Genomic DNA, 25,072 nt, shown 5'->3' with positions numbered 1-25,072 from the left:
GTTATCAATAGTAAACGCTTCCTTAGCCATTGTATAGTTTTCCAAGTGAAATGTCATAAAATTGTTCTTTCTACTATCCTTCTTTTTTGACAAAGCGTTAGACATGAATTTAAATGGATATAATCATTGTATTGTGAATATTTAGAAGGAGGACGTTAATTATGCATATTTATTTAACTTCTGGTACAGCTGAATTTATGGAACAAGTAAAAAATAAATATCCAAAAGAGCACATGATTTTAATCCATGGCGATGGGAACTCTGTACTCATTCATGAAACAGAGGGCAAATCTGTATTTGCGACGCCTCGTAAATTTGAAGTGCTAGATTCCACAAATGTTTTAGAAGATCGAGGCTTCTTTGTGTTCAACAATATTCCTGTAACCGATGAAGGTCGTCCTGTGTTTGAGCATCGCTTTTTAAATCGCGAAGGTGCCATTGAAAATGAACCTGGTTTTGTTGCCTTCCGATTACTACGTCCATTAAACGGTGACACCTATATTGTTTTGACACAGTGGAATGGTCCTCATTCATTTGAAGCATGGAAACGTTCTCAGGCCTTTAAATCAGCTCACTCAGATCGTAAAGAAACTGCTACAACAGGCGTACGTCAGCAAAATATTTTCTCTGCTGCATCCTACGTAACCACTTATACTGTTGCAAAAAAAGAAGAAGAGGAATAACCCAACAAGTCCCTTCTTGTCTAAGCGGGACTTGTCTTATTATATTGACGTAAAGGAGTCCTAACATTGAACCAATTATTACTTAAAAAGATTGATGCCCATTTTGAAGAAATGCAAAAAATCCGTCGCCATCTTCATATGCATCCAGAGCTAAGTTTCCAAGAAAAAGAAACAGCAAAGTACATAGCAAATTTTTATAAAGAACTTGGCGTCCCTATAGAAGAAAATGTTAGTGGTTATGGTCTTATCGCACGTATTAATGGAAATAAGCCAGGTAAAACAATTGCCTTACGTGCTGATTTTGATGCTTTACCCATCCAGGACGCAAAAGACGTACCTTATAAATCAACAGTACCTGGCGTTATGCATGCTTGTGGTCATGATGGTCATACAGCTACTCTATTAATTATTGGTAAATTGTTATGGGAAGTGCGTGATGAATTAGTGGGCAACTATATTCTAATACATCAGCATGCAGAGGAAACTGACCCAGGTGGTGCTATAGGAATGGTGAAGGCTGGCGTTTTACAAGGGGTAGATGCGATATTTGGCACACACTTATCGTCCAACCACCCAACTGGTACAATTGGCTACCGTGTCGGACCAATGATGGCTGCTGTGGATAGCTTTGACATGAAAATCCAAGGTAAAGGCGGTCACGGTGCCCAACCTCATCAAACAAAAGACGCTATCGTGATTGGCTCACAGCTTGTCATGAACCTTCAGCAACTTGTTGCTCGTCGTGTGGCACCAACAGAATCAGCAGTGGTAACTGTCGGTTCTTTCGTTGCGCAAAATGCCGATAATATTATTGCAGATTCAGCTTACCTAAATGGTACCGTTCGTACTTTCAATAAGGATGTACGTGCCACAATTGAACGCGAATTCAAACGTATTATTCAAGGAACTGAAATTGCTCATGATTGTACTATTGAATTAGACTATCGGCGTGGATATCCCGCTATTGTCAATCATGAAAAAGAAACATTATTTGTACGTGATATTGCACAGGATATTTGTGATGTATTTGAAATGGAGCCGACAATGGGAGGAGAGGACTTTTCTTATTATTTAGAAGAAAAGCCAGGTACTTTCTTCTTTACTGGTGCTGCACCAAAAAATTATGCTCCTCACCACCATCCTGAGTTTGATATCGATGAAAAAGGTATGCTCGTTGCAGCCAAAGTGTTGTTAACGGCCGCTCTTGACTACCAATTAGCAGATTAAAAATTAAAAGCTCATTTTCACCAGTACATTTGGTAAAAATGAGCTTTATTTTACTTAATGAATGTCGCACATGAGCGTTACTTAGTACTAACTGAGCGATAACACCCGCTGCCTGAGCGTTTCTCTGCCTTAACCGAGCGATAGCAACTGCTACCTGAGCGTTTCTCTGCTTTAACCGAGCGGTAACAACTGCTACCTGAGCGTTTCTCTGTTTTACCCGAGCGGTAACAACTGCTTCCCGAGCGTTCCTCTGCCTTAACCGAGCGGTAACACCCGCTGCCTGAGCGTTTCTCTGCCTTAACCGAGCGATCACAACTGCTACCTGAGCGTTCCCCTGCCTTAACCGAGCGGTAACACCCGCTACCTGAGCTTTCCTCTGCCTTAACCGAGCGATAGCAACTGCTACCTGAGCATTCCCCTGCCTTAACCGAGCGATAGCAACCGCTACCTGAGCGTTTCTCTGCTTTAACCGAGCGGTAACACCCGCTGCCTGAGCGTTTCTCTGTTTTACCCGAGCGGTAACACCCGCTACCTGAGCGTTCCTCTGCCTTAACCGAGCAACAACACCCGTTACCCCAGCTACCCCCGTCCAATCTATTGCCTCATGACTTTGTCATCTTAGCAGTCAATTCACTCACAATAATAATTACGAGAATAGTGATAAAGAACATCGGCTGCATAATACCACACAGCCCTACAATAATAGCTTGAACAATCATCGCTAGTCGGACGATTTGCTGTACGGCTATCTTCCTTGAATTATCAGGTTGTGGATATAGCATGTCCATACGGAAGTCTCCGCCTGATAATAGCGCTTGCTTTAATTGAATAGTTGTTGCAAAACTTAATGCAGCAGCAACAATCCATACCACAATAGGAATATCCACGAATGCCACAATAATAGCTGAAATAGCTGTTAAACGTACCCATAAATAAAAGTGATCATCTGTACGGATAAATGTACGGAATACTAAATATTTCTGTGCATTCCCTTTCGAATATGGCACAAATTTATACAACCAATCAAGCCAGATGCGGTGCCGAATACTACCATGCAAATGTGGTACATCTGTAAAATAATTAGCAAAACGATAAAAGCTCATCATACGATTTTGTTCAAGCTTCACAAAATGTTCGTATGGAACCGGTTCGCCAACGCATTTCTTACGGAACACTACTACATAAACACAGGCAATTACGGTCAACACAAATGCTAAAACAAGTTGTGTATGTAGCCCCATATAAACCGCAAGCGCAAATATAATAGCACGTATAAATCTATCTCCCCAGATAAAATGTCCACGTGCACTATAACGATAGCTAAATTCCCCTTGTACACTCAAATATTTCAACACTACAATCAAGATAAACATTGCCCAAATTTCAAATGTTGTTAATGCTGTAACAGCCTTTAACAACGGTATACTAATAATGTAAACAATCGCTACTAACCACACCTGTGACCAAAACGTCCAAGCAAGTGCCTTTTTAAAGTACTGCGGCATTTTCGATTCTAACGGTAATAAATACACTTGGTCTGGCTCACGCAGTAAAGTTGTTGGGCGGCTAAATGCTAAAATAATACCAACAATGACCGCAATTAACGTCTGCGCAGGAAAATCAGTAGATACTACCTTTAACCATTCACTATATTGATAGCCCCCTGCACCAACAAGAAACACTAGTACAATTGCAATATGCCCTGTAAAGATAAACTGCATATACTTTTGCACTTCACTGATATAGTGCACGAAGCGCGAAGACCACACATCACGCAAGTTATTCATTGTCCTGCTCCTTCGTCATCGCAATATATAAATCATCTAAAGTTGCGTTCGGCATCCCGAAAGCTTTACGAAGGTCTGCCATCGTTCCTTGTGCACGCACACGCCCCTCATGCAATAAAATAATACGATCACAATGTTTTTCAGCCGTCGATAAAATATGCGTCGACATTAAGATAGAAGCGCCCTCTTTTTTCTTTTCATCCATTTGATCGAGTAATGATTGAATACCTAATGGATCCAAACCAACAAACGGCTCATCAATAATATAAAGACTTGGATTTACTAAAAAGGCACACATAATCATTACCTTTTGGCGCATCCCTTTAGAAAAATGAGAAGGAAACCAATTTAGGCGCTTTTCCATACGAAATTCTTTTAATAAAATCTCAGAACGAGCGGCAAGCGTTGCCTCATTCAAACCATACGCCATCGCTGTTAATTGTAAATGTTCACGCAGTGTCAATTCATCATATAATACTGGCGTTTCGGGTATATAAGAAAACGCAGTACGATACTTGTCCATATTTTCTTTTAGCGTTACACCATTTAAACGAATGTCGCCTTCTTTCGGCAGCATCGTTCCAATGATATGCTTAATCGTTGTACTTTTCCCTGCACCATTTAAACCAATAAGTCCGACAAGTTCCCCTTTTCCAATCGTAAACGATAAATCTTTAATAACAGGCTTTCTTGTATAGCCACCTGTTACCTGTTGAACTTCTAATACCGCCATGCCATTCACTCCTCTTCTTAGTTTTCATTTTATCAAAAATTAGCAAATGATTCAGTTATGAGTGTGATAAAATAAAGTGAAACTTCCATAAACGGGGACATGTTTTCCCCATTTATGCTTAGCTAAACCAACCGGACTCTTAGTTTCTGTTTGAGTGGGATTAGCTTACCTATATAATAAGGGGGATATTACTATGAGCGATTGCCTATTTTGCAAAATCATTGATGGATCAATTCCAAGTACAAAAGTTTATGAAGACGACCACGTATATGCCTTCACAGACATTTCACCTGTAGCAAAAGGTCACACATTATTAATTCCTAAGCATCATTGCAAAGATCTTTTCGAAATGCCAGAGGATGTTGCACGCAATTTATATGCAGCAGCACCAAAAGTGGCAAATGCTATTAAAGCTGCATTCAACCCAATTGGCATGAATACAATTAATAATAATGGTGAGGCAGCAGGGCAAACTGTTTTCCACTACCACTTACATTTTATTCCGCGCTACGACGAAAAAGAAGGACTAGCTTTAAAATGGCAAACACAAAGTTATACTGCTGAACAACTAGTAGAAGTAGCTGAAAGCATTAAAGCTCACCTTTAAATTTCAGATTACTATATTGCAAATCTACACGTTTTAGCGTAAAATCACAGATAAGTTTCGCTAACGGTCACGAGGATACGTTAGGAGACAAAGAGATTAGACAGAATAGTCGAGGAGAGATGAGAAATGAATACGAAAAACTTAGTATTAATGGCACTTTTAGTAGGTGTCGGCGCTGCACTTTATGTGGTCACACCGGGTATGGTGAATGGTATGAAACCAGACTTTATGTTAACAATGATGTTTATCGGGATTTTACTATTCCCTACGGTAAAGGAAACATTCTTACTTTCATTAGCTACAGGTGTGTTATCTGGTTTGTTTACAACATTCCCAGCAGGTCTAGTTCCAAATATTATCGATAAAGCTGTGACTGGCTTTGTATTTTTAGCAGTAGTTGTTGTACTGAAAAAAGTTGTGAGCAATATCGCAGTGTCAGCTGCATTAGTTGGTTTAGGGACAATTTTATCTGGTGGTGTTTTTCTATCAGTTGCACTATTTGTATTTAATGCAAACGTAGGTGCAACATTCGCCGTATTATTCGCAGGCGTTGTATTACCAGCAGTTGCATTTAACGTTGTAGCATTCGTGATTATTTATCCGATTGTCACAAAATTAGTGAGACGTTCTAAATTCAGCACAGCCATTTCACAAGCTTAAACATTCAAGAAGCTAACCGGTGATGTAAAATCACTCGGTCAGCTTCTTTTTTCGTTTTGCAAATGGATAATTCATGGTTTAATAGTAGATAATACAACAAATATAGAAATGAGGGCAATAATCATGAAAGCAAAACCTTTTTTAATCGGATTAACAGCTGGAATCGTTGGTGGAACAATTGCTGTTCTATTTTCAACACCGCAATCAGGGCAACAATTACGTTCAACTTTGAAATCAAATACTGATAGCACAAAAGAAAAATTGCATGACGTTAAATTGCAAGTTAACAACGTCAAACAGTCTGTAAGTACTCTAACAAACGAGGCGAAAAATAATATACCTCAAATAATAAATGATTTGAAACAGTCAATTAATACCTTTTCTACAGAAATCGAACCAACAAAAAATAACTTACAACAAGAAATCGAAGCGTTACAGAATTCAATCAGCGTAATCGAGAAAAATATCGCACAATACACTGACAAAAAGAATAATACCCAAGAAAATTAAGTAGTCTTAATTACCTTTATTTTTCCGAAACAAATCATATTAATATTAAAAAATATAAATATATGAGTATATTTCACTCACATTTCAATTTTTCAATTTTTCTAACTTTAAACTTTTTTCCTTTATTGCTATAATATTTCTAAAATGTTAAAGAAAGCAGTAGGTGATGGCTTTGTCAGAGGAATTATACACTCAAAAAGAAGCAATGCTTTACAGTCAAAGAATTGCACAATTATCAAAAGCTTTATGGAAAGCAGTTGAGAAAGATTGGCAACAATGGATTAAACCCTACGATTTAAACATTAATGAACACCACATTTTATGGATTTCTTATCATTTAAAAGGTGCTTCTATTTCTGACGTAGCGAAATTCGGCGTCATGCACGTCTCAACAGCGTTCAACTTCTCAAAAAAATTAGAGGAACGTGGATTATTAACATTTTCTAAGCGCGATGATGACAAACGCAATACGTATGTAGAGTTAACAGAATCAGGAATTGAACTCATCATTGAAATGAACAGCAATTATCATAATACCTATCATTCTGTACTAGAAGGTTCTTTAGCTTTAAAAGACTTATATGGTCGTTTCCCAGAGTTTTTAGATGTAATGGCCGTTATACGTAACATTTATGGAGAAGATTTCATCGATATTTTCGAACGTTCATTCCAAAACTTCCGTGATTCCTTTGACACACTTGAGCAACGATCACCCGTAAAAGGTTAATAATAAATAACATAAGCTGTCCAATAGGTCTGATTAGACTGGACAGCTTTTCTTATAAAAAAGTATCATTTCAATCTCTATACATGCATACGCACAATAAGGAGTTGTCTCAAATGCTTTTGAGATATCTCCTTTTCTTGCATTTTTATATAAATCGCTCTACATTAATATAATACATTGCCTTTATGGAGCTGACATATTATGCATTGCTGGAAAATATTAAACATACAACATCAATACGGCACTACACGCATTATTTTATTGGGTGTCAGTATTTTTTTATCCGTCTTTTCAACATCTTATGTATTACTTAATCTAACACATGATGAATATTTTACAGACCGTTACCTATGGCTATTTGTCATTGCAGTACTGGCACTATATCCAGTGCATAAATTTGTGCACTTTATGGCACTGTACGATTTGCGTCAGCATCTTACATTACGTATACGTGTTCAATTTTATTTTATTCCGGTACTTCATATGCGTCTACGTGAACCCATATCTAAAAACCGCTATATTTTTGCATTACTAACGCCATTTATCTTCTTAAATGCGCTAATACTTTCGGGAACATTACTACTCCCATCCTATACACATTATGGCACGCTACTTTTAGCTTATCATTGCGGTCTATGTTTAATAGATATACTTTATGTGAAATACTTATGGAAATCACCAAAAGACGCACAAATCGAAGAAACACCGAAAGGCTATGAAATTTTGGTTCCACCAACAATTAGTTGAGCTACTTCTACTTGTATTTTGTTTACCATGTTTGATATGCTTATAAGTACTGAAAGAGGGGAGGAATAGACTTGCTGTTAACAATCGTAGTTCTATTCTCGGTATTCTATTTATTTCAAATTAATCGCATGACCTATGCACTGTGCATGCGACGTGAAATTCCCGAAGAAAACCAGCCAAAAATATTCCGAACAATAAATATACTTATTACGATTTTACTTATTTCATTTTATGTAGAAGTTTTATTTGCGGTATAATTGTTCCATTAATAGGAGAAAGCTAAGGATATCCATATCCTTAGCTTTCTATTGTTTAAACTAGTACAAGAATGCTGCACCAACGATAATTAGTAAAATGAATAACACAACTAATAAAGCAAAGCCTGAGCCTGAACCGTAGCCGCCGCCGCCGCCATATCCACCGCTGCTCATAACCTCACCCCCCTTCTTTTCTCTATCCTATGCGCATTGGATTTTGAAATTTAGGCGATACACAAGGGGGAACCATTTTGTTTTTAAATCGTTTATGTTATAGTAAAAATTGCAAGAAATGAGAGTTGGGAGAGAATATCCATTATGAAAAAGACAGTCTTAACATTAACATTAGCTGCATCAGTTTTAGCGCTTGGTGCTTGTAGTAGCGCTGAAGACAAAGCTTTAATCACTTCAAAAATAGGTGATATTTCAGTTTCAGACTTCAACGAAACAGCAAAAAGTTTAACAGGCTCTATTGTTTTACAACAAATGGTGACTGATAAAGTATTAGCTGACAAATATGAAGTAACTGATGATGAAATCAAAGAACAATTTGATGCAGTTAAAGCACAATTCGGAGATTCTTTTGCACAAGCGCTTGCAGCAAGTGGCCTTACAGAAGACAGCTTTAAAGAATCTTTACGAGTTACGATTCTTCAAGATAAAGCTTTAAAAGATCAAGCTATTAAAGAAGAAGATGTAAAAAAACATTACGAGCAAATGAAAACAGAATTAAATGGTCGCCACATTTTAGTGGAAGACGAAGCAACTGCTAAAGAAGTCATCGAAAAAATTAAAGGTGGCGCTTCATTTGGAGATGTAGCGAAAGAATACTCATCTGATACTGGTTCTGTAGATAAAGGCGGCGAGCTTGGTTGGTTCTCAGTAGGTGCGATGGTGGACGAGTTCAACGATGCTGCATATGAACTTGAATTAAACACGTTAAGCGAACCTGTGCAATCGAGTTTCGGCTATCATGTCATTGAAATCACTGATAAACGTGACGTGAAAGATGTCGGCACATTCGAAGAAGAAGAAGATGCTATCCGTCAAAGCATGATTGGCAGATTAACAGCAACTGGCGAAGATAAGGTACTTCTTAGAGATATTATTGCAAAAATGGCAAAAGAAGCTGAGTTCAAAACATCTGATAAAGATTTAAAACCAGCTTTAGAATACTTAACAACAACAAGTGAAGAAGAAGCTGCTGCTGCAGAAAAAGCTGCTAAAGAAGAAGCTGAAAAGGCTGAAAAAGAAGATAAAGAAGATAAAGAAGAAAAATAATTTCAAGCCTTTATACGAAAAAGGAGTACGCCAGCAAATGTTGGCGCACTCCTTTTTTTAGTCGATATTTGGCTTATAAAATGAGCGGTTATCCAGTGGGAATAGACGCTCTGTAAATTCTCCGGGAGATGTTTTACCAAGTGCACGAGTGAGCATATTCATCTTCGCATCTATATTATCGATATAATGCAAGATTTCCGCCTCCTGAATCATCGGCTTTTTCGGACTGCCCCACTCTTCTTTACCATGATGCGATAATACAAGATGTTGCAACAACATGACCTCTTCGCCTTCGATTTCAAGCTCGCTAGCTATTTTGGCAATTTCGTTAACCATAATTGTTATATGACCGAGTAAGTTACCTTCAACTGTGTACATTGTTGCCACAGGACCCGATAATTCAATCACTTTACCGATATCATGCAAAATAATACCCGAATACAATAAATCTCGATTTAATGTTGGATATAAATCAGCAATTGCCTTCCCAAGCTTTAACATCGACACCATATGATCGAGTAATCCTGATGCATAATCATGATGATTTTTCGTAGCTGCCGGGAAAACTAAAATGGCATCTTGATGTTTTTTTATGGCTGCACGCGTAATACGTGATATGTTTGGATTTTTTATATCGAAGAAGAATTGATTTAATTCCTCATAAAGTTGTTCTTTCGGTGTTGCAGCAGATGGTACTAAGTCATTTATAGAAATACCTTCCTCTGACTTCACAACACGAATCGTCTTAATGCGTAATTGGTTTTTCCCACGGTAGTCATGAATCTCGCCACCTACACGCACAATCGCTTCTGGATGATACGTTTTTTCATGTTCTTCATTCGTATCCCAGAGCTTTGCCTCAATATCTCCGCTTTTATCTTGTAATAACAGTGACATAAATGGCTTCCCGACAGTTGTTACCCCTTTTGTCGCTTGCTTAATAAGTAAAAATTGATCAACTGGTTCTCCTGCTTGGAGCGTCGTAATTCCATTCACGTTGACGTCACTCCCCTTTCCTTTGCTAGTGCTTCTAGATCGACAATTTGCTCTTTTTGCCAAAACTCGAGCATCGCTTCATGACAAGTAAAATATAATATTTGACGATTACATCCTACTTCTTTCATTAATTGTACCATTTTGTTTGTACGGTTTCGATCAAAATGGACAAATGGATCGTCCATAATAAACGGAAATGGTGCAGTTGTCGCAAGGGTTTGTGCAAGTGCCATGCGCAATGCAATATAAGCTTGCTCCTTTGTTGCCTGCGATAACTCTGCAACATGATAACGTAAACCCGTGATTGCTCGAGCCTCGAAAAAGCCTTCCTCAGTTATCGAAAGCTTTTCATAGCGCCCCCCCGTTAACGTTTTAAAGATCATAATTACTTGCGCAAGTACATGCGGCAACTTTTCTTCACGTAATTGGAATAACGACTTATGGATCGCTGTCGCTAACGCTTTTTGTACCGCCCACTGCTCTATTAGCTGTTGCAGAATTGCCTTTTCCTGTTCAAATTGCTGTAGAAGCTCACCATACTTCTCATCGTTTAATAACTGTTCTTTTTGCATTTGTAATGACGCTCGTTGTTCTAAGCAGGCATCAACTTGCTGCTGTAGCTCTCCACGTGCCTCTTCTATTGTTTTAGTCTTTACATCTAGTTGATCCTTACTAATAGGTACAGAAACGTGCAATGTGTCTAGTGAAGCTAACTGACTTTTCACAGTTTGCAACTCAGCTATCAATTGTTGATGTTGTTCAAATTCAGCAAATGCCTCATAATAGGCAACTTCCTCTTGCACATTTGCTACTTTAAATAATTGCTCAATTTCATCTTCATAGTTTGTGATTAATGGCTGACTTTCTTGAACCTGTTGCAAAAGCGTTGCAAGTTGCTCTTTTGTTTGTGACATTGTCTGCAGATCTTGTTGTGCTGCTAGATACGTTGAACGTAAATGCATGAAAATTTCTTGTTCACTATAGCTCTCTCCCAGCACTTGCTGTAGTTGTTCATAAAGTTCCTTTTTTCGAGTTTGTACTTCTTTTAGGAGCTTTACTGTGCTTGTCTTTTTTGTCGCTAACTCCTGAGCGCTACGAATACGCATAAATAGCTCTGGCAGCAAAGGCTTTGCTATAGTCCCATCTACTTTGAAACGCTGTAAAAAGCGTTGTAGCAGTTGTACCGCTTCACCTATGACCTGCTCTAACTGTTGAATTTTATGCTCAAGCTTCGCATATTTTCGCTCTTTCTCCTGTTGCCTCTCGTTCGTAAGCAGCTGTTGATCTTCAAGTCGTTGTTTTTTCGAGAGAAGTATGTGGACGATATTTTCCTGTTGCTCTAAATCACGTAATACTCGCGCGTTATTTTCATTTGGTGTTTCTTCTGCACTTTTTACATTTTTTAAAAATAAAATCAGCAAAATGGTCATTGCTACACCAATAACCAAAACGGCAATATTCTTTTGCGACACACCGTATACCGCTGCAAGTAGACTCATCACTAGTGCAACGAATATAAGTAACACAGGTTGCTTTTGCTTAGATCGTTGTGACCTCATTTGTCGCAATTGTTCTAGCTTTTTCTGTTGTTGTGGCCACTTTGCTAAAATATGTTCTTCATCCGCAGTTAATGCATCCTGTGCATATTGCTTTTTTTGCCCGGCAATCGCTTCTAATTCTTCATGTGTTTGCTCTAACGTACGGAGATGGAACTTAAGTTCTTCTTCAGCATCAATTAAAGCTACTAACTGTTGCTGATACTCCTCTTCCTGTTGCAATGAAACAGTTTCTTCAAGCAGTGCTTGCTGTGATGATTTTTCCTGTATTCCTAATAAACGAAACTGCGCTTCAATATTTTGCTCTAATAAAAAAAGTTCATCGCCTAACTTTTGTTCTTTAGCAAGTAGCTGATTCCAAGATGCTTCTCGGTGCAACAGTCGAGCCATCTCATCAATCGACTGCTCATTAACGGTTTGTTGTAGTTTTTTTTGCAACACTTGGTACTGCTCGTTTAGTTTTGAGACTTGTAACGTTTCGTGTGTCAAGCGATCCTTCAATTGTTCGTACCGTCTTATTCCTTCTGCTGGGAAATGACTTTGAGCATAATTTTTCAAGGTATATTTTAACGTCTGTTGTTTTTCCATAAGAGGCATCGCTTGTTTCAAAACAGTAAGCTGTTGCCAGTCTTTTTGTATCACTTCCTGCTGTCCATTTAATTCGTCTAGTCTTTGCCCAAGTTGTTGTAATTTGAGTGACTTTTCTTCAAACGTATTAATCGCTGCCTGTTCTTGCTTGATTTTCTTTTCAAGTTGCTTAATCTGCTCGATTTTTTGATTTATTTGCGGTAGCTTACCAGATTTTTTAAATAATTCTCCGGCGTCTTTTTCTAATTTCTTTTCAATGACTGATAATTGCTGAACACCTGTTGTACCAGAAGCGAGCAGTAAATGCGTTAATTCTTCTTCTGACATTTTTTCAATACCTTGTAATTCATGAATGGAAAATGCGAAAACTGCTTCAAAAGATGCTCTAGAATATCCGTACAATAATTTGGCTAACAGTTCATCATGCCCCTTGGTACCGTCCTCACAGTAAACCGTTACATCTCCAGCAGCTTTTCCTCTAACACGCTCAATCGTACATTCTCCGTAAATTGGGTGGCTAATTGTAAGCTGTCCACCAAATTTAGTCGATGTTTTCGGTTCATATTTTTGCTGTGTCTGCTGCCTGGTTGGAAAACCAAAAAGCATCTGTATAATAAATTGTTGAATCGTTGTTTTACCTGCCTCATTCATACCATAAAAAATTGTGACACCATCATGTATGGAAAGCGTGACATTTTCATGTTTCCCAAAACCGTAAATTTGGATTTTTTTGATTGATAGCATGTGCCTACTCACGCCCTTTGAATTTCGTCTACTAACAGTGCTTGCGCATTTATTTTTAATTGCTCAATATCCTGCTCGGTTAAAGGCTCTACAAAACGTGCGCCACCCGCGTGTTGATACAAGTCCTTTAAGACATCTTTCCACTCTGGGATACCCCATTGCTCTATTAAATTTATCACAGAATCCGTAGCAACAGTAGGCTCATAAGTAGTCGCTGTCGTTGTATCTAACGTTAACTTTTGTACCCAGCACATCGGTTCAATATGTTCTTCTGCTTCGCGAATTGTTTCAAGCCATGCCTCTACTGATGCATGCTCAAAAAGAGATGCTGCCTGCTCATCAATGTTGGTCAAATGAAGTTCTACCACAGACGCACCATACTCCTGACGATTTTTCGCTAATGCCTCTTCACATTTTGTCAGTAATTCATTTGCATGTAAAACATCGCTACAGTCCACCTCTACGGTGTTATATACAACAGCTGATGTTGGCACAAATGTTAAGTTCACTTCAGTTTGAGATAATGTCACATCATAAAAGCCCTTGACCCCCTGTTCCTTCCGATGACGGCTTTGAATATTCCCTGGATAAACAATTGGAGGTTGCTGATGCAAGTGCTGACGTTTATGGATATGCCCAAGCGCCCAGTAATGATAATTTTTATCGAGTAACTGCTCCTTTTTAAATGGCGCATAAACAGCATGTGTTGTATCACTCGCTTCACTACCATGTAACATTCCAATATGAATGGTATTCGTATCCTGCGCTACTGGATAGGTATCCGTCATCGCTGTAGTCACATGACGCTCCCCGTAACTAAATCCATAAACATTTACCTGTTGTCCTCGAATTTTCAGTTGCACGATGCTTGTTTCTGCAGGTAATTCATAAACATTGCTAGGTAGTGCAAAACGTGTCCAGGAACCGCTTAAATGATCGTGATTACCATAAGATAGAATAACAGGTATGTTGTGATGAAACAGCGTTTCCATTGCAGTCTGAAAACGACGCTGTGCTTGCAAGCTACGATTTTCACCATCATAAATATCCCCAACAATTAATAGAAAATCAGGTTTTTCTTCAACTGCCTTGTGAATAATTTTGTCAAAAGCTTCAAATGTACTTTCTCGGATTTTTTTCAAGTTCTGCTCTGGCAAGCCAAATAACCCTTTAAACGGACTGTCTAAATGTAAATCTGCCATATGATAAAAACGAATTGTTGACATCCAATCACCTCAAAAAATTCAAATAAATTAAGTCCCAGCGTATTTCCGTCCAGATTTCAAATTGCCCAAGTGTCATTTGAAATCACTCAAAAAAGCGAATACTTGTTCTAATTTTATCATAGTTAGTTTCAGATTAAAAATATATTCAAACAATATTTCCCATCATAGTTACAATATTTTTTCTTTTTTTTATAAATCGTCTAAATATTCACTAGATATGCAGTGAAGTTTATAATTCTTCTATGTATAATAGAAATATCTTCAAGCAAAGGGTGGGGTTTAATTATGGAGAATTACCGTTTTACGGCTTTTGAGAAAACTGGGGAAACATTGTTTGATGAAACTTGGACATTTGAAAACGACGTGGTTGCCAAACAAAATGGGCAACAGCAAATCGAAGAAAAAGGCGTCGCTGAAAAAACACATCGTCTTGTGAATGCATCAGGCAAATTAATTTTATTCCACGTATAAACAATTTAGGAATAAATAAAGGCACGTACTCTATTGAGCTACGTGCCCTTTTTAATAACTTACTTTCCTGCAAAGACTGGAGTTCTCTTTTCAATAAAGGCTTTAATGCCCTCTAAATGATCTGTTGTTTTCCGCATAGCAGATTGTCCCTCTGCCTCCATTGCTAATATACTTTCTAGCACCGGTAAGTTCTGAGCATGCAAAATCTGTTTTGTCTTGATCATTGCAGCGATTGGTGACGCAATCATTTTACCAACAAGCTGGTCTGCTACGGCAAATACAGTGCCATCTGGTGCCACATAATCTATTAAGCCAACCTCTTGTGCTTCTGTAGCCGTTAGTACTTTACCTTCCCAAATCATTTGCTTCGCCTTCACATTACCTACACGTTCCTTCATAAAGAAGTGACCGCCACCATCAGGAATTAAACCGATACCTATAAAGTTCATCGCAAGTTTACTATTTTCGCAAGCAACGACAATATCTGCACCTAGCGCTAAACTAAAGCCTAATCCTGCTGACGCACCGTGTACTGCTGCAATCACGATCATTGGTAGTTGATAGTAGGCCTTCACAATACGAGTTAGGCATACCATTGCCGCATCAATATCCATTGGCTGATTTGGGTCTACCATCGCTTTAATATCCCCGCCTGCTGAAAAGACCTTGCCTTCCCCCCGAATAACAAGTACTTGAATATCCGTATCATGTTGCAATGCTTCAAAGCACTGCGCGAGTTCTTCCATCATCACCGTATCCATGGCATTCATAGCAGCCGGTCGATTGAGTGTTAACGTAGCACGACGATCTAATTTTTCTAATTTAATTGTTGAAAATTCCATTCCTACACCCCCTATAAATGGGTTCATCACCATAACTTTGGGTTGATTTCCGTTCCAGCTGGCGCTTTCCGGGGGGGCGTCCGATGAGCCGCTTCACTCGCACGCTCGCTCCAGGGTCTCATCTAGGACGCTAATCCCCCAGGAGTCGCCAGCCTCCACTTCAATCAACGAGCGTTCTAATATCGTGATGCCCTTTGTCATCCCCTAATTTTGATGATGAACCAAAAATGAACATTCATTCAATAATTACTATTCGTGTTTTTCTTTAATATCCCTTCTTTCCTACTCAAAATAATTCTATTTATGCTATATTAAATGACGAACATTGAATTAAAGGTGGTAAATTATTGTGACACAAAAAGATTATCGTGTTTTACTTTTTTATAAATATATTGCTATTGAAGACCCTGTTTCCTTTGCAGCTGATCACTTAGCGATTTGTAAAGATATTGGGCTACTGGGACGTATTTTAGTTGGCCACGAAGGTATTAATGGCACAGTTTCAGGTACAATCGAGCAAACCGATGCTTACATGAACCATATGAAAGCTGATGCTCGTTTTAAAGATATTATGTGGAAGATCGATATGGTAGAGGGGCATGCTTTCAAAAAAATGCATGTGCGTCCACGCCACGAGATTGTTCATCTTGGTCTAGAAAATGATATTAATCCTTTAGAGATTACAGGCGATTATTTATCACCAAAAGAATTTATGACTCGTATGCAAGAAGATAATACGATAGTGATTGATGCACGTAACGACTATGAATTCGATTTAGGTCATTTTCGTGGTGCCATTCGCCCAGACATCGAAAATTTCCGTGATTTACCGGCTTGGATGGAAGAACATAAGGCGGATTTCGACGGCAAGAAAATTTTAACGTATTGCACAGGTGGTATTCGTTGTGAGAAATTTTCTGGTTGGCTAAAACGTGAGGGCTACGGTGAAAGTGTTGGCCAATTACATGGTGGTATTGCAACCTATGCGAAAGATCCAGAAGTAAAAGGTCAATTATGGGATGGGCAAATGTTTGTCTTTGACCGTCGTCGTACTGTGCCGATTAACCAAGTGGAACACGTAATTGTCGGTAAAGACTTTTTCACAGGTGAGCCAACGGAGCGTTATACAAATTGTGCCAACCCTGAATGTCATAAATTGATGCTTTGCGAGGAAAAACACGAGACATTTTATATGCGTAGTTGCTCAGACGATTGTCGCCGTGCCAAACGTAACTTCTTTGTAGAGGAAAACAATTGGACACCAGAGCAAATTGAAGAACAAATTACTTTAATCCAAGAACGTCAAAAAACTTCAGTTTAATATACATTGAAATTGGGGCTATCCAATAAGCCCCTTTATGCAGAACAACTAGCTTTCTATATGGTAAAAATCCGCTTCGCTTACCGCGGGAGTCTACGCGGATTTCTACCTGTATATCCAAAAAACTGCATACTATTTTCTTTTAGGACGGCTCCACTTTTCTTTCTATAGATTCTTTCGCCCTAGGTAACGCCCTACTTGTCGTCCACTAAATAAGCACCCCCCTACAAAGGTTCCCTCTAAAGCACGATAACCGTGAACACCACCACCACCAAAACCACTTACTTCGCCTGCAGCAAATAATCCTGGGATAGGCTCTCCATCCACCCCTAATACGGCACCGTCTAGATTAGTCTGCAAACCTCCTAACGTTTTACGCGTTAAGATGTTTAACCGTACTGCAATGAGTGGCCAGTTTTTCGTATCTAAAATTTTATGTGGCTTTGCAACACGTACAATTTTATCGCCAATATAGTTTCTTGCCCCATGAATTGCAGTAACTTGTAAATCCTTCGTAAACTTATTATCCATTTCACGGTCACGTGCCAGAATTTGCTCCTTAATTTTCATAAAATCAAGGAGTTCATTGCCTGCAAGTTTATTCATACCATGTACGAGTTCCTTTAAATCATGAGCAATGACAAAATCCTCTCCGTGTTCTTTAAATGCTTGAATCGGCGCTGGAGGACCCGGAAGCACTCGCTTTAGCACCTGGCGAATACTTTTATTTGTTAAATCAGGATTTTGCTCTGAGCCAGATAAAGCAAATTCTTTTTCGATAATCTTCTCTGTCAAAATGAACCACGAGTAGTCATAACCCGTTTTTTGAATGGCTTCTAACGTACTTAATGTATCAAAACCAGGGAAATTCGGCGTTTCAAAACGATTGCCCTCAGCATCAAACCACAAAGAAGACGGTCCAGGTAGGATACGTATCCCGTGATTTGGCCAAATCGGATCCCAGTTCTTCAAACCTTCTGTATAATGCCACATGCGATCACGATTGACGACACGTCCGCCAATGTCTTCAGCTATTTCTAACATTCGTCCATCCACATAAGCAGGGACACCAGATACCATATTGTTCGGTGGCGTTCCAAGTCGTTCTGGCCAATTTTTCCGTACTAAATCTAGATTAGCCCCAATACCACCACTTGCCACAACGACTGCATCAGCAAAGTACGTGAATTCCCCAACGCCGATACGCGAACTTTTTTCTCCTCGCTGTGCAAAGCTTTCAGCTAAAACAGTTCCGCTTATGCCCGTAATGCGCCCATCTTGCCGCATAAACTCATCAACGCGATGCCTTGGTTTAAAATCAATGAATCCCGCTTCCATTGCTTTTTTCACTTTATCTACAAATGGCTTAATTATCCCCGGGCCTGTACCCCATACAATATGAAAACGGGGAACAGAATTACCATGCCCCCCCGCTAATGACCCACCACGTTCCGCCCAACCGACTACCGGAAAAAATTTAATGCCAAAGCTTTTTAACCACGCGTATTTTTCACCGGCCGCAAAATCGACATATGCCTTTGCCCATTTCATGGCCCACGAATCTTCATCGTCTAGCCGGTCAAATCCAGCTGTCCCAAGCCAATCTTGCCATGCTAATTCCTTACTATCTTTAATACCAAGCCTACGTTGCTCTGGGGAATCGACTAAAAACAAACCACCAAATGACCAAAAGGCTTGTCCTCCCATCGAGTTTTCAGACTCTTGGTCTACTATAAGCACTTTCTTTTTTGCATCTACTAACTCACAAGCAGCGACTAGACCTGCAAGCCCTGCACCAACAATTGCTACATCGTATTTCATCATCACACCCCCAAAATCTTCCTTACTTTACTTACATTCTGTCTTTATCAATACTTTCCCTTCCATAACTACCAAAAAGTTGACAAAAATGTGACGAAGAAAAATTGTTCGTATTCTTCTTACTTATCGAAGAGATTTTTACTCAAAACGTCTAATTTATACCAACAATCTGTTGTCTGTATTTCATGTGAAAAACTCGTTGAACACATATTCTAGCTGTCTTTACACCTACCGTCAGCGCTTTCATTGACCTCTCCAGAAAGACGAATGTTAAAGGTGTAGTTATAACTAAATGTTCGTGAATAGTTGTTTTTCAGACATTTGAAGTCAGTGTTTTTTATATTTTTTAGAAATATTATTGACAAAGGTGAACAATAGGGATTATGATGTAATCAAATTTAATCATACATAAATATATTGACGGAGACACGCTAGTCGCAAGAAAATCCAAAGAGAGCTGATGGTTGGTGTAAATCAGTGATTTCTACGATATAGTTCCACTCCCGAATAGATAAGCTGAAAATACCAAAGTATGCTTGTCCGTCACATGCACGTTACGCATATAGCCAAGACTGTACTGAATTATACATATTTTTTGGGCAGTGATTAAGGGTGGTACCGCGAACCAAGTTTATTTAGCCTTTCGCCCCTTACGACACTATTTTTGTGTTTGTAAGGCGCGGAAGGCTTTTCATTTTGTTTAAAAATCACACATTAAGTTACTTAAAAGGAGCTAATTATTAATGACTACTATCACTGCTACAAAAACAATTAACGTATTTATCGCTGATCCACTAAGTGAAGATGGTATTTTCCCTCTTCGTCAAGAGAAAGACTTGGACTTAAATGTTATTATCGACACAGGTCTTGCACCAGAAGAATTAATGGCAAAAATCGCTGATATAGATGTACTTTTAGTGCGTAGCCAAACAACAGTAACACGTGAAGTAATCGAGGCTGCAAAAAACTTAAAATTAATCGGTCGTGCTGGTGTTGGTGTTGATAATATTGACCTTGCAGCTGCAACTGAACACGGTATTATCGTAGTAAATGCACCAGATGGTAATACAAACTCTGCTGCTGAACACACAATTGCGATGATGACTTCTCTTGCTCGTCACATTCCACAAGCTTTCAATACACTTAAAAACGGTAAATGGGATCGCAAATCTTACGTAGGTGTTGAACTTAAAAACAAAACATTAGGTGTTGTTGGCTTCGGTCGTATCGGCGTTGAAGTTGCTTACCGTGCAAAAGGTCAACGTATGAACGTTATGGCTTATGACCCATTCTTAACAGAAGAACGTGCGAAAGAATTAGGTGTAACAAAAGCGACAGTAGAAGAAATTTGTACAGCTGCTGATTTCATCACAGTGCATACACCATTACTACCTGAAACTCGTAACCTAATTAACAAAGATAAATTTGCGATGATGAAAGACGGCGTACGCATCATTAACTGTGCACGTGGTGGTATCATCAACGAAGATGATTTATATGATGCAATTGTAGACGGTAAAGTAGCAGGAGCGGCGTTAGACGTATTCGTTTCTGAACCAGCAACTGACCATAAATTATTGACATTACCACAAGTTATTGCAACACCTCACTTAGGTGCATCTACTATTGAAGCACAAGAGTCTGTAGCTGTTGATGTATCTAACGACATCATTAAGTTCTACAAAACAGGTACTGTGACTAACCCAGTAAACATGCCTTCAATTCCAAAAGAACTACTTGCACAAGTAGAGCCTTTCTTTGAATTAGCTGAAAAACTAGGTTCATTCTTATCTCAAGTTACAACTGAACCTGTTAAAGAAATCAACTTATCTTATGCTGGTGTAGTGGCAAACTATGATGTTCGTCCATTAACTTCAAACGCACTAAAAGGTTTATTATCTAAAAACCACGGTAACCATGTAAATGACGTAAATGCTCGTTATTTATCTGAACGTATCGGCATGAAAATTAACGAACATAAAACAACTACTGCTAAAGGCTTCACTAGCTTAATTACAATCGAAGTGAAAACTGCTAATGAAACACATACAGTAGCAGGTACATTATTAAATGGCCTTGGCGCGCGTATCGTAAAAGTTGAAAATTATGTAGTAGACGTAGTACCTGAAGGTCACCTTCTTTACATTAAAAATACTGATAAACCAGGTGCAATCGGTCGCGTAGCAACTAAATTAGCGGAAAAAGACATCAATATCGCAACAATGCAAGTTGGTCGTGCACAAGTTGGCGGAACAGCAGTTATGATGCTAACAGTCGACAATGTAGTAACTGATGAAGATTTAGTATTTGTAGGTCAACTTGAAAATATCGACGAAGTAAAAGCGATTAATCTATAAAAATACAAAGAAGACTCGAAGCCACTTGCTTCGAGTCTTTTCTTATCTTCAATAAGATTTAGTTTCGATTCTATAGTAAAAAAAGCGTACTCGCCACACTCGGCAAGTACGCTTTTTTCTTGGAATATTGCTTACAACATATTATTGTTAAAGCTCTTTCACAAGCTCTAATAACGCTGTTAATGAATCTACCTCGTACGTTGGTGTCACAACGTCATTTGGACTATTGTTTTCGCGGTTAATCCACACATTACGCATACCAACGCGAGAAGAACCTAAAATATCTGTATTTAAGTTATCACCGACCATAATCGCATCGTCTGCTTGAATGCCTGCTTTCTCCATGACAAATTCAAAGATTGACGCATCTGGTTTCCCTTTACCAAAGTCACCAGAAATGATGATATGGTCGAAGTATGGTGCGATTTCAGGTGTAATTTCAAGTTTTAAATTTTGTAGGCTCGGTGCACCATTTGTCAGTAATACAAGTTGGTACTTTCCTTTAAGCTCATCTAATACAGCATACGTATCTTCATAAAGATATGGTGCCACTTTACGCTCAGCTACAAAGCGTTCACCAAGCTCTGCCCCTAGGTTAGCATCGTCAATACCAAGCGCCGCTAAGCCCTTTGTCCAAGCTGCAGTTCTATATTCCGGCACAATCTCCTTCATTTTTTGGAAAGAATCAGTTGGGTCATCAAATGTGCCCCATAACCCTTCAAACGGGTTGATACCAATTAGTACTGTATAATCATATGTCTCATAGACTTCATAAAGCGTTCGAGCTTCTTTTCGTACAGCTTCTTCTAATTCAGCTGGATCAATCGTATGTATTGTAGCAGCGTATTCACATGTTTTTTCAAATGCTGTTTTTACTGATTGTTTGTCCCATAATAGGGTATCGTCTAAGTCAAAAATAATCGTGTTAATTGGCATATTTTCAGCTCCTAGGTCATGTTGGATAAAAGAATCCATATCCTTTATTCTAGCATACTTTCAGAATTGTTAGCACAGTTTTCAGGCATAGTTTTTGCACATGTTCTTTCTCCATAAAAAGTAAAAAACAGTCGCAACTTGTGCGACTATTTTTTATTACGTAATCGGTCCATTAAACTTTGAATTTCTTCTTTTTTCACGGTTGTTTCCTCTTTTAAAATTTCAATATGAAAAGTGTCACCAATCTCCTCAATCATTACACGGTCACCTGCTTGTACCTCTTTATCAATAGCCGACATTGCAATGATTACATGCTCTTCTTCATCCGGGTATTTCAAAAAAATAGCATAGCCATCCTCTATTCGATCTAATGTATATTTAGTCGAGCTCACTGACAATTTCCCCCTTTTCATTTAGTAATTGTGCCCCATCTCCATCATTAAGCCAAATCTGTCTACCCGTCCATTTTAAATAATTTAGTCCTTCACGTGCTGTAGCACCACTCGTTATATAAATTATTTTGCCAGGTTGTAACGTTACATTTGGGAAATTGAAAGCCTGATTCCCTTCAATTGAAACGAGTTGCCAATCCTTTAAGTCCACAGCTTGTGCAGTGTTATTTTGAATGGCTACAATTTCATTCTCTAAATCTTTGCTAATTATTTCTACGCCTTCATTAATAGATGGCATATTCTCAATGCTATTTGACCATTCTTTTGCACTTACATCATAGTTTACCCCGTCTGTTGACACAATAACGGTCCCTGCTTCTGCTGTTGCATAAATTTTACTATCAATTTCTTGTAAACGATCCACGACTTCTTTATGCGGATGCCCGTATTTATTATCTTCACCGTAGCTTAATACAGTCACTTCTGGGTGCACTGCTTGAATAAAACTTTGAGAGCTACTAGTATTAGAGCCATGGTGCCCTGCTTTTAATACCGTCGATTTTACATCTTTTTGTAGCATTTCTTTTTCTAACGCCTCACCTGCATCACCTGTTAATAAAAACGACACATCGCCATAAGTAACCTTTAACACAATTGATGCATCATTATTATCCGATGCCGTTTCATCCGCGCTTAAAACTTTTACTGATACCTCTTCATCAAATGCTAATGTGTCGCCTGTTTTCGGTATATTATAAGAGATATTTTTTGTATCAATAAGCGTTAGCATCTCTTCAAAGGTTTGTGATGTATGTACTTTCCCTGAATCGTAAAATTCCTCAATCTCAATCGAATTCAATACGGCGATTAATCCACCAATATGATCCGCATCTGGATGCGTCGCCACTACAGCATCAAGTTTTTGAACTCCCAGCTCTTTTAAATAAGCGACTATCTCTGGTCCGGCACCCTTTACGCCACCATCAATTAGCATTGTTTGTCCATTCGGTGACTCAATAAAAATCGAATCCCCTTGCCCTACATCAATAAAATGAACTCGCATTTCGCCCCCAGCATTTACTGGTGTTTTATTTGTTTCAGTATTCATTGCACAGCCAGCTAGTATAAACATTGCAGCAATTACAAGTATTAGTTTTTTCATAGTGTCTCCCTTAGTTGTTGTGCTAGTTTCTTGGCTTTAGCAAATAACAAGTCTTCCGCATTATCCATTGCAAAGGCTGTTGACATTTGTTCATCTGCTGCCGCCATAATAATCGTAAAATGCGAATGCAGCGCATGTATGCTCCCACCCGCTACCTTTCCTGACAATAATGCGACAGGAATCTGTTGCTCTTTTGCTAATTTGGCAATGCCCAGCGGCGCTTTACCGTTCAACGTCTGACGATCAGAATAGCCTTCACCTGTAATAACATAATCAGCACGCGCGATTTTCTCAGCAAGCCCTGTTGTCGTACTAACAACATCAATGCCACGTTTAAGTGTTGCCGGAAAATAAGCGAGCAGTGCCATCCCAACACCTCCAGCAGCGCCAGCTCCTGGTACTTCATGTACAGCGTTGCCAACTTGTTTTGCCACGACTTCTGATAGTTGAGCCAGCGCTTGTTCCAACTGCATATGTATATCCTTCGTCACGCCCTTTTGTGGACCAAATACCAATGTCGCACCATTTTCGCCTAGGAGCGGATTATCTACATCACATGCAATATCCCAAGTACTTTCACTTATTCTCTCATCAAACTCAGATGTATCGATGTGAGCTAGTTTTTGCAGGGCAAGTACATCCTCTGCTAATTCCTTGCCATGTTCATCGAAAAAGCGCATACCTAATGCACGGAGAAGTCCGTAACCACCATCATTTGTCGCACTCCCTCCAATACCAACAACAAATTTCCGACCACCTGCATCAAGCGCATGACGAACCATCTCACCCATACCGTAGCTCGTCGCCACCAGCGGATTACGCAATTCTTCTTTTACGAGATGTAAACCTGTTGATTGCGCCATTTCAATTACGCACGTGCCATCAGGTAACACTAAATAGCCCGCTTCAATTCTTTCCATCATTGGATTTTGAACTATTACAACACGCAACTCACCACCAATACTAGCCGAGAACGCATCTATTGTACCTTCACCACCGTCCGCAATTGGTACGCAGTCCACTATAATTGTTTCATCCACTTCATGAAAAGCATTCTTTATAATAGTTGCTACTTGAATCGCTGATAATGACCCTTTAAATGAATCAGGACATACTACTATACGCATTCTATCACCCCCAAAAATTATAAACTCTTAGTGAACGAATTCACTTCAAATATCTACAAGAGGAAACTATCAGCGATTTTCTTGTACAGATAAGCATCCCCAGGCTTAATTAATCGACTCGGTATCTTGGTTGAGCGATTTTGCTCCTTGCCCGAGCGATGCGCTTCCTTGCCCGAGCGATGCGCTTCCTTGCCTGAGCGATGCGCTTCCTTGCCTGAGCGATGCGCTTCCTTGCCCGAGCGATGCGCTTCCTTGCCCGAGCGATGCGCTTCCTTGCCCGAGCGATGCGCTTCCTTGCCCGAGCGATGCGCTTC

The 25,072-nt window shown here is 39.1% G+C and carries 25 protein-coding genes and 1 other annotated feature; of the genes, 12 read left to right on the top strand and 13 right to left on the bottom strand.

The genetic code is table 11. The features are described 5' to 3' along the window. Window positions 1-161: 161 nt before the first annotated feature. Together ACIQ2D_RS20090 and ACIQ2D_RS20085 are read left to right on the top strand one after the other, a co-directional pair. Window positions 162-683, top strand: a complete 522-nt coding sequence (locus ACIQ2D_RS20090; protein WP_402867082.1) for an antibiotic biosynthesis monooxygenase family protein — start codon at window positions 162-164, stop codon at window positions 681-683. A 66-nt stretch (window positions 684-749) separates the two neighbouring features. After that, window positions 750-1,910 carry a M20 metallopeptidase family protein gene (locus tag ACIQ2D_RS20085; protein ID WP_402867081.1) on the top strand — a complete coding sequence of 387 codons (1,161 nt, stop codon included), beginning with the start codon at window positions 750-752 and terminating at the stop codon, window positions 1,908-1,910. Window positions 1,911-2,512: 602 nt separating this feature from the next. Here ACIQ2D_RS20085 and ACIQ2D_RS20080 read toward each other — a convergent pair. Both ACIQ2D_RS20080 and ACIQ2D_RS20075 read right to left on the bottom strand, forming a co-directional pair. Then, window positions 2,513-3,697 carry an ABC transporter permease gene (locus ACIQ2D_RS20080; RefSeq protein WP_402867080.1) on the bottom strand — a complete coding sequence of 395 codons (1,185 nt, stop codon included), beginning with the start codon at window positions 3,695-3,697 and terminating at the stop codon, window positions 2,513-2,515. Beyond that, the gene (locus tag ACIQ2D_RS20075; RefSeq protein ID WP_402867079.1) at window positions 3,690-4,430 is read right to left on the bottom strand and encodes an ABC transporter ATP-binding protein; all 741 of its coding nucleotides are present in this window, start codon (window positions 4,428-4,430) and stop codon (window positions 3,690-3,692) included. The genes ACIQ2D_RS20080 and ACIQ2D_RS20075 overlap by 8 nt, the downstream gene beginning before the upstream one ends. A 193-nt stretch (window positions 4,431-4,623) precedes the next feature. Between ACIQ2D_RS20075 and ACIQ2D_RS20070 the strand changes: the two genes are divergently transcribed. The 6 genes from ACIQ2D_RS20070 (at window position 4,624) to ACIQ2D_RS20045 (ending at window position 7,938) form a co-directional block, all read left to right on the top strand. Next, window positions 4,624-5,037 carry an HIT family protein gene (locus ACIQ2D_RS20070; RefSeq protein WP_402867078.1) on the top strand — a complete coding sequence of 138 codons (414 nt, stop codon included), beginning with the start codon at window positions 4,624-4,626 and terminating at the stop codon, window positions 5,035-5,037. Window positions 5,038-5,163: 126 nt separating this feature from the next. Continuing rightward, complete coding sequence (locus ACIQ2D_RS20065; RefSeq protein ID WP_402867077.1) at window positions 5,164-5,697, top strand: tryptophan transporter; 534 nt, start codon at window positions 5,164-5,166, stop codon at window positions 5,695-5,697. A 123-nt stretch (window positions 5,698-5,820) separates the two neighbouring features. Next, complete coding sequence (locus tag ACIQ2D_RS20060) at window positions 5,821-6,207, top strand: YtxH domain-containing protein (RefSeq protein WP_402867076.1); 387 nt, start codon at window positions 5,821-5,823, stop codon at window positions 6,205-6,207. A 166-nt stretch (window positions 6,208-6,373) separates the two neighbouring features. Beyond that, window positions 6,374-6,934, top strand: a complete 561-nt coding sequence (locus ACIQ2D_RS20055) for an HTH-type transcriptional regulator Hpr (protein ID WP_402867075.1) — start codon at window positions 6,374-6,376, stop codon at window positions 6,932-6,934. 201 nt (window positions 6,935-7,135) lie between these two features. Next, a complete protein-coding gene (locus tag ACIQ2D_RS20050) occupies window positions 7,136-7,681 on the top strand; it encodes a DUF3267 domain-containing protein (protein WP_402867074.1) in 546 nt (181 codons plus the stop codon). A gap of 71 nt (window positions 7,682-7,752) precedes the next feature. Continuing rightward, on the top strand, window positions 7,753-7,938 hold the full coding sequence (locus ACIQ2D_RS20045; protein ID WP_402867073.1) for a hypothetical protein: 186 nt from the start codon (window positions 7,753-7,755) through the stop codon (window positions 7,936-7,938). 60 nt (window positions 7,939-7,998) lie between these two features. Here ACIQ2D_RS20045 and ACIQ2D_RS20040 read toward each other — a convergent pair whose 3' ends face one another. Next, the gene (locus tag ACIQ2D_RS20040) at window positions 7,999-8,112 is read right to left on the bottom strand and encodes a YjcZ family sporulation protein (protein ID WP_370046387.1); all 114 of its coding nucleotides are present in this window, start codon (window positions 8,110-8,112) and stop codon (window positions 7,999-8,001) included. A gap of 144 nt (window positions 8,113-8,256) precedes the next feature. On the opposite strand from ACIQ2D_RS20040, the gene ACIQ2D_RS20035 reads away from it, so the two are divergent. After that, window positions 8,257-9,219 (top strand): peptidylprolyl isomerase, encoded by a 963-nt coding sequence (locus tag ACIQ2D_RS20035; protein WP_402867072.1) that lies wholly within the window; start codon window positions 8,257-8,259, stop codon window positions 9,217-9,219. Between the two features lie 57 nt (window positions 9,220-9,276). Here the strand turns inward: ACIQ2D_RS20035 and yhaM are convergent, their stop codons facing one another. From yhaM to ACIQ2D_RS20020, 3 genes are read right to left on the bottom strand one after another with little or no spacing between them, the layout of a single operon-like run. Continuing rightward, window positions 9,277-10,215, bottom strand: a complete 939-nt coding sequence (gene yhaM / locus ACIQ2D_RS20030; protein ID WP_402867071.1) for a 3'-5' exoribonuclease YhaM — start codon at window positions 10,213-10,215, stop codon at window positions 9,277-9,279. Further along, on the bottom strand, window positions 10,212-13,103 hold the full coding sequence (locus tag ACIQ2D_RS20025) for an ATP-binding protein (RefSeq protein ID WP_402867070.1): 2,892 nt from the start codon (window positions 13,101-13,103) through the stop codon (window positions 10,212-10,214). Before ACIQ2D_RS20025 ends, yhaM begins: the two co-directional genes overlap by 4 nt. An 8-nt stretch (window positions 13,104-13,111) precedes the next feature. Continuing rightward, window positions 13,112-14,329: a metallophosphoesterase family protein gene (locus tag ACIQ2D_RS20020; protein WP_402867069.1), complete on the bottom strand. Its 1,218-nt coding sequence runs from the start codon at window positions 14,327-14,329 to the stop codon at window positions 13,112-13,114. Between the two features lie 285 nt (window positions 14,330-14,614). Between ACIQ2D_RS20020 and ACIQ2D_RS20015 the strand changes: the two genes are divergently transcribed. Then, a complete protein-coding gene (locus ACIQ2D_RS20015) occupies window positions 14,615-14,800 on the top strand; it encodes a YhzD family protein (RefSeq protein ID WP_402867068.1) in 186 nt (61 codons plus the stop codon). A 59-nt stretch (window positions 14,801-14,859) separates the two neighbouring features. Here ACIQ2D_RS20015 and ACIQ2D_RS20010 read toward each other — a convergent pair whose 3' ends face one another. After that, window positions 14,860-15,642 (bottom strand): enoyl-CoA hydratase, encoded by a 783-nt coding sequence (locus ACIQ2D_RS20010; protein ID WP_402867067.1) that lies wholly within the window; start codon window positions 15,640-15,642, stop codon window positions 14,860-14,862. Window positions 15,643-15,991: 349 nt separating this feature from the next. Between ACIQ2D_RS20010 and trhO the strand changes: the two genes are divergently transcribed. After that, window positions 15,992-16,963 (top strand): oxygen-dependent tRNA uridine(34) hydroxylase TrhO, encoded by a 972-nt coding sequence (gene trhO / locus ACIQ2D_RS20005; protein ID WP_402867066.1) that lies wholly within the window; start codon window positions 15,992-15,994, stop codon window positions 16,961-16,963. A 165-nt stretch (window positions 16,964-17,128) separates the two neighbouring features. On the opposite strand, the gene ACIQ2D_RS20000 is transcribed toward trhO, so the two are convergent. Next, on the bottom strand, window positions 17,129-18,784 hold the full coding sequence (locus tag ACIQ2D_RS20000; RefSeq protein ID WP_402867065.1) for an FAD-binding dehydrogenase: 1,656 nt from the start codon (window positions 18,782-18,784) through the stop codon (window positions 17,129-17,131). A gap of 408 nt (window positions 18,785-19,192) precedes the next feature. Continuing rightward, window positions 19,193-19,438 (top strand) — a binding site (T-box leader). 89 nt (window positions 19,439-19,527) lie between these two features. Here ACIQ2D_RS20000 and serA point away from each other — a divergent pair. Then, window positions 19,528-21,141 (top strand): phosphoglycerate dehydrogenase, encoded by a 1,614-nt coding sequence (serA, locus tag ACIQ2D_RS19995; protein ID WP_402867064.1) that lies wholly within the window; start codon window positions 19,528-19,530, stop codon window positions 21,139-21,141. A gap of 147 nt (window positions 21,142-21,288) precedes the next feature. Here serA and ACIQ2D_RS19990 read toward each other — a convergent pair whose 3' ends face one another. The 5 genes from ACIQ2D_RS19990 to ACIQ2D_RS19970 all read right to left on the bottom strand — a co-directional run. After that, window positions 21,289-22,077 (bottom strand): HAD family hydrolase, encoded by a 789-nt coding sequence (locus ACIQ2D_RS19990; RefSeq protein WP_402867063.1) that lies wholly within the window; start codon window positions 22,075-22,077, stop codon window positions 21,289-21,291. A 146-nt stretch (window positions 22,078-22,223) separates the two neighbouring features. Beyond that, window positions 22,224-22,469, bottom strand: a complete 246-nt coding sequence (locus ACIQ2D_RS19985) for a DUF3006 domain-containing protein (protein WP_402867062.1) — start codon at window positions 22,467-22,469, stop codon at window positions 22,224-22,226. Continuing rightward, window positions 22,456-23,631, bottom strand: coding sequence for an MBL fold metallo-hydrolase (locus ACIQ2D_RS19980; RefSeq protein ID WP_402867061.1), 1,176 nt, complete (start codon window positions 23,629-23,631; stop codon window positions 22,456-22,458). Before ACIQ2D_RS19980 ends, ACIQ2D_RS19985 begins: the two co-directional genes overlap by 14 nt. After that, complete coding sequence (locus tag ACIQ2D_RS19975) at window positions 23,628-24,758, bottom strand: glycerate kinase (RefSeq protein WP_402867060.1); 1,131 nt, start codon at window positions 24,756-24,758, stop codon at window positions 23,628-23,630. The genes ACIQ2D_RS19980 and ACIQ2D_RS19975 overlap by 4 nt, the downstream gene beginning before the upstream one ends. 53 nt (window positions 24,759-24,811) lie before the next feature. Next, window positions 24,812-25,072, bottom strand: a 261-nt coding sequence (locus ACIQ2D_RS19970; RefSeq protein WP_402867059.1) for a hypothetical protein, incomplete at its 5' end; no start/stop codon positions are given.

The sequence above is a fragment of the Lysinibacillus sp. NPDC097287 genome (assembly GCF_044761695.1).
GTDB lineage: Bacteria > Bacillota > Bacilli > Bacillales_A > Planococcaceae > Lysinibacillus.
The sequence above is the reverse complement of the archived record's forward strand: the minus strand, read 5'-3'. Positions and strand labels throughout refer to the sequence as shown.

What these genes read in the sequence shown, in the direction of transcription:
- ACIQ2D_RS20090 (WP_402867082.1), top strand. Translation starts at nt 162, where the DNA reads ATGCATATTTATTTAACTTCTGGTACAGCTGAATTTATGGAACAAGTA.
- ACIQ2D_RS20080 (WP_402867080.1), bottom strand. Translation starts at nt 3,697, where the DNA reads ATGAATAACTTGCGTGATGTGTGGTCTTCGCGCTTCGTGCACTATATC.
- ACIQ2D_RS20075 (WP_402867079.1), bottom strand. Translation starts at nt 4,430, where the DNA reads ATGGCGGTATTAGAAGTTCAACAGGTAACAGGTGGCTATACAAGAAAG.
- ACIQ2D_RS20070 (WP_402867078.1), top strand. Translation starts at nt 4,624, where the DNA reads ATGAGCGATTGCCTATTTTGCAAAATCATTGATGGATCAATTCCAAGT.
- ACIQ2D_RS20065 (WP_402867077.1), top strand. Translation starts at nt 5,164, where the DNA reads ATGAATACGAAAAACTTAGTATTAATGGCACTTTTAGTAGGTGTCGGC.
- ACIQ2D_RS20060 (WP_402867076.1), top strand. Translation starts at nt 5,821, where the DNA reads ATGAAAGCAAAACCTTTTTTAATCGGATTAACAGCTGGAATCGTTGGT.
- ACIQ2D_RS20055 (WP_402867075.1), top strand. Translation starts at nt 6,374, where the DNA reads ATGGCTTTGTCAGAGGAATTATACACTCAAAAAGAAGCAATGCTTTAC.
- ACIQ2D_RS20050 (WP_402867074.1), top strand. Translation starts at nt 7,136, where the DNA reads ATGCATTGCTGGAAAATATTAAACATACAACATCAATACGGCACTACA.
- ACIQ2D_RS20040 (WP_370046387.1), bottom strand. Translation starts at nt 8,112, where the DNA reads ATGAGCAGCGGTGGATATGGCGGCGGCGGCGGCTACGGTTCAGGCTCA.
- ACIQ2D_RS20035 (WP_402867072.1), top strand. Translation starts at nt 8,257, where the DNA reads ATGAAAAAGACAGTCTTAACATTAACATTAGCTGCATCAGTTTTAGCG.
- ACIQ2D_RS20025 (WP_402867070.1), bottom strand. Translation starts at nt 13,103, where the DNA reads ATGCTATCAATCAAAAAAATCCAAATTTACGGTTTTGGGAAACATGAA.
- ACIQ2D_RS20020 (WP_402867069.1), bottom strand. Translation starts at nt 14,329, where the DNA reads ATGTCAACAATTCGTTTTTATCATATGGCAGATTTACATTTAGACAGT.
- ACIQ2D_RS20015 (WP_402867068.1), top strand. Translation starts at nt 14,615, where the DNA reads ATGGAGAATTACCGTTTTACGGCTTTTGAGAAAACTGGGGAAACATTG.
- ACIQ2D_RS20010 (WP_402867067.1), bottom strand. Translation starts at nt 15,642, where the DNA reads ATGGAATTTTCAACAATTAAATTAGAAAAATTAGATCGTCGTGCTACG.
- ACIQ2D_RS20000 (WP_402867065.1), bottom strand. Translation starts at nt 18,784, where the DNA reads ATGAAATACGATGTAGCAATTGTTGGTGCAGGGCTTGCAGGTCTAGTC.
- serA (WP_402867064.1), top strand. Translation starts at nt 19,528, where the DNA reads ATGACTACTATCACTGCTACAAAAACAATTAACGTATTTATCGCTGAT.
- ACIQ2D_RS19990 (WP_402867063.1), bottom strand. Translation starts at nt 22,077, where the DNA reads ATGCCAATTAACACGATTATTTTTGACTTAGACGATACCCTATTATGG.
- ACIQ2D_RS19980 (WP_402867061.1), bottom strand. Translation starts at nt 23,631, where the DNA reads ATGAAAAAACTAATACTTGTAATTGCTGCAATGTTTATACTAGCTGGC.
- ACIQ2D_RS19975 (WP_402867060.1), bottom strand. Translation starts at nt 24,758, where the DNA reads ATGCGTATAGTAGTATGTCCTGATTCATTTAAAGGGTCATTATCAGCG.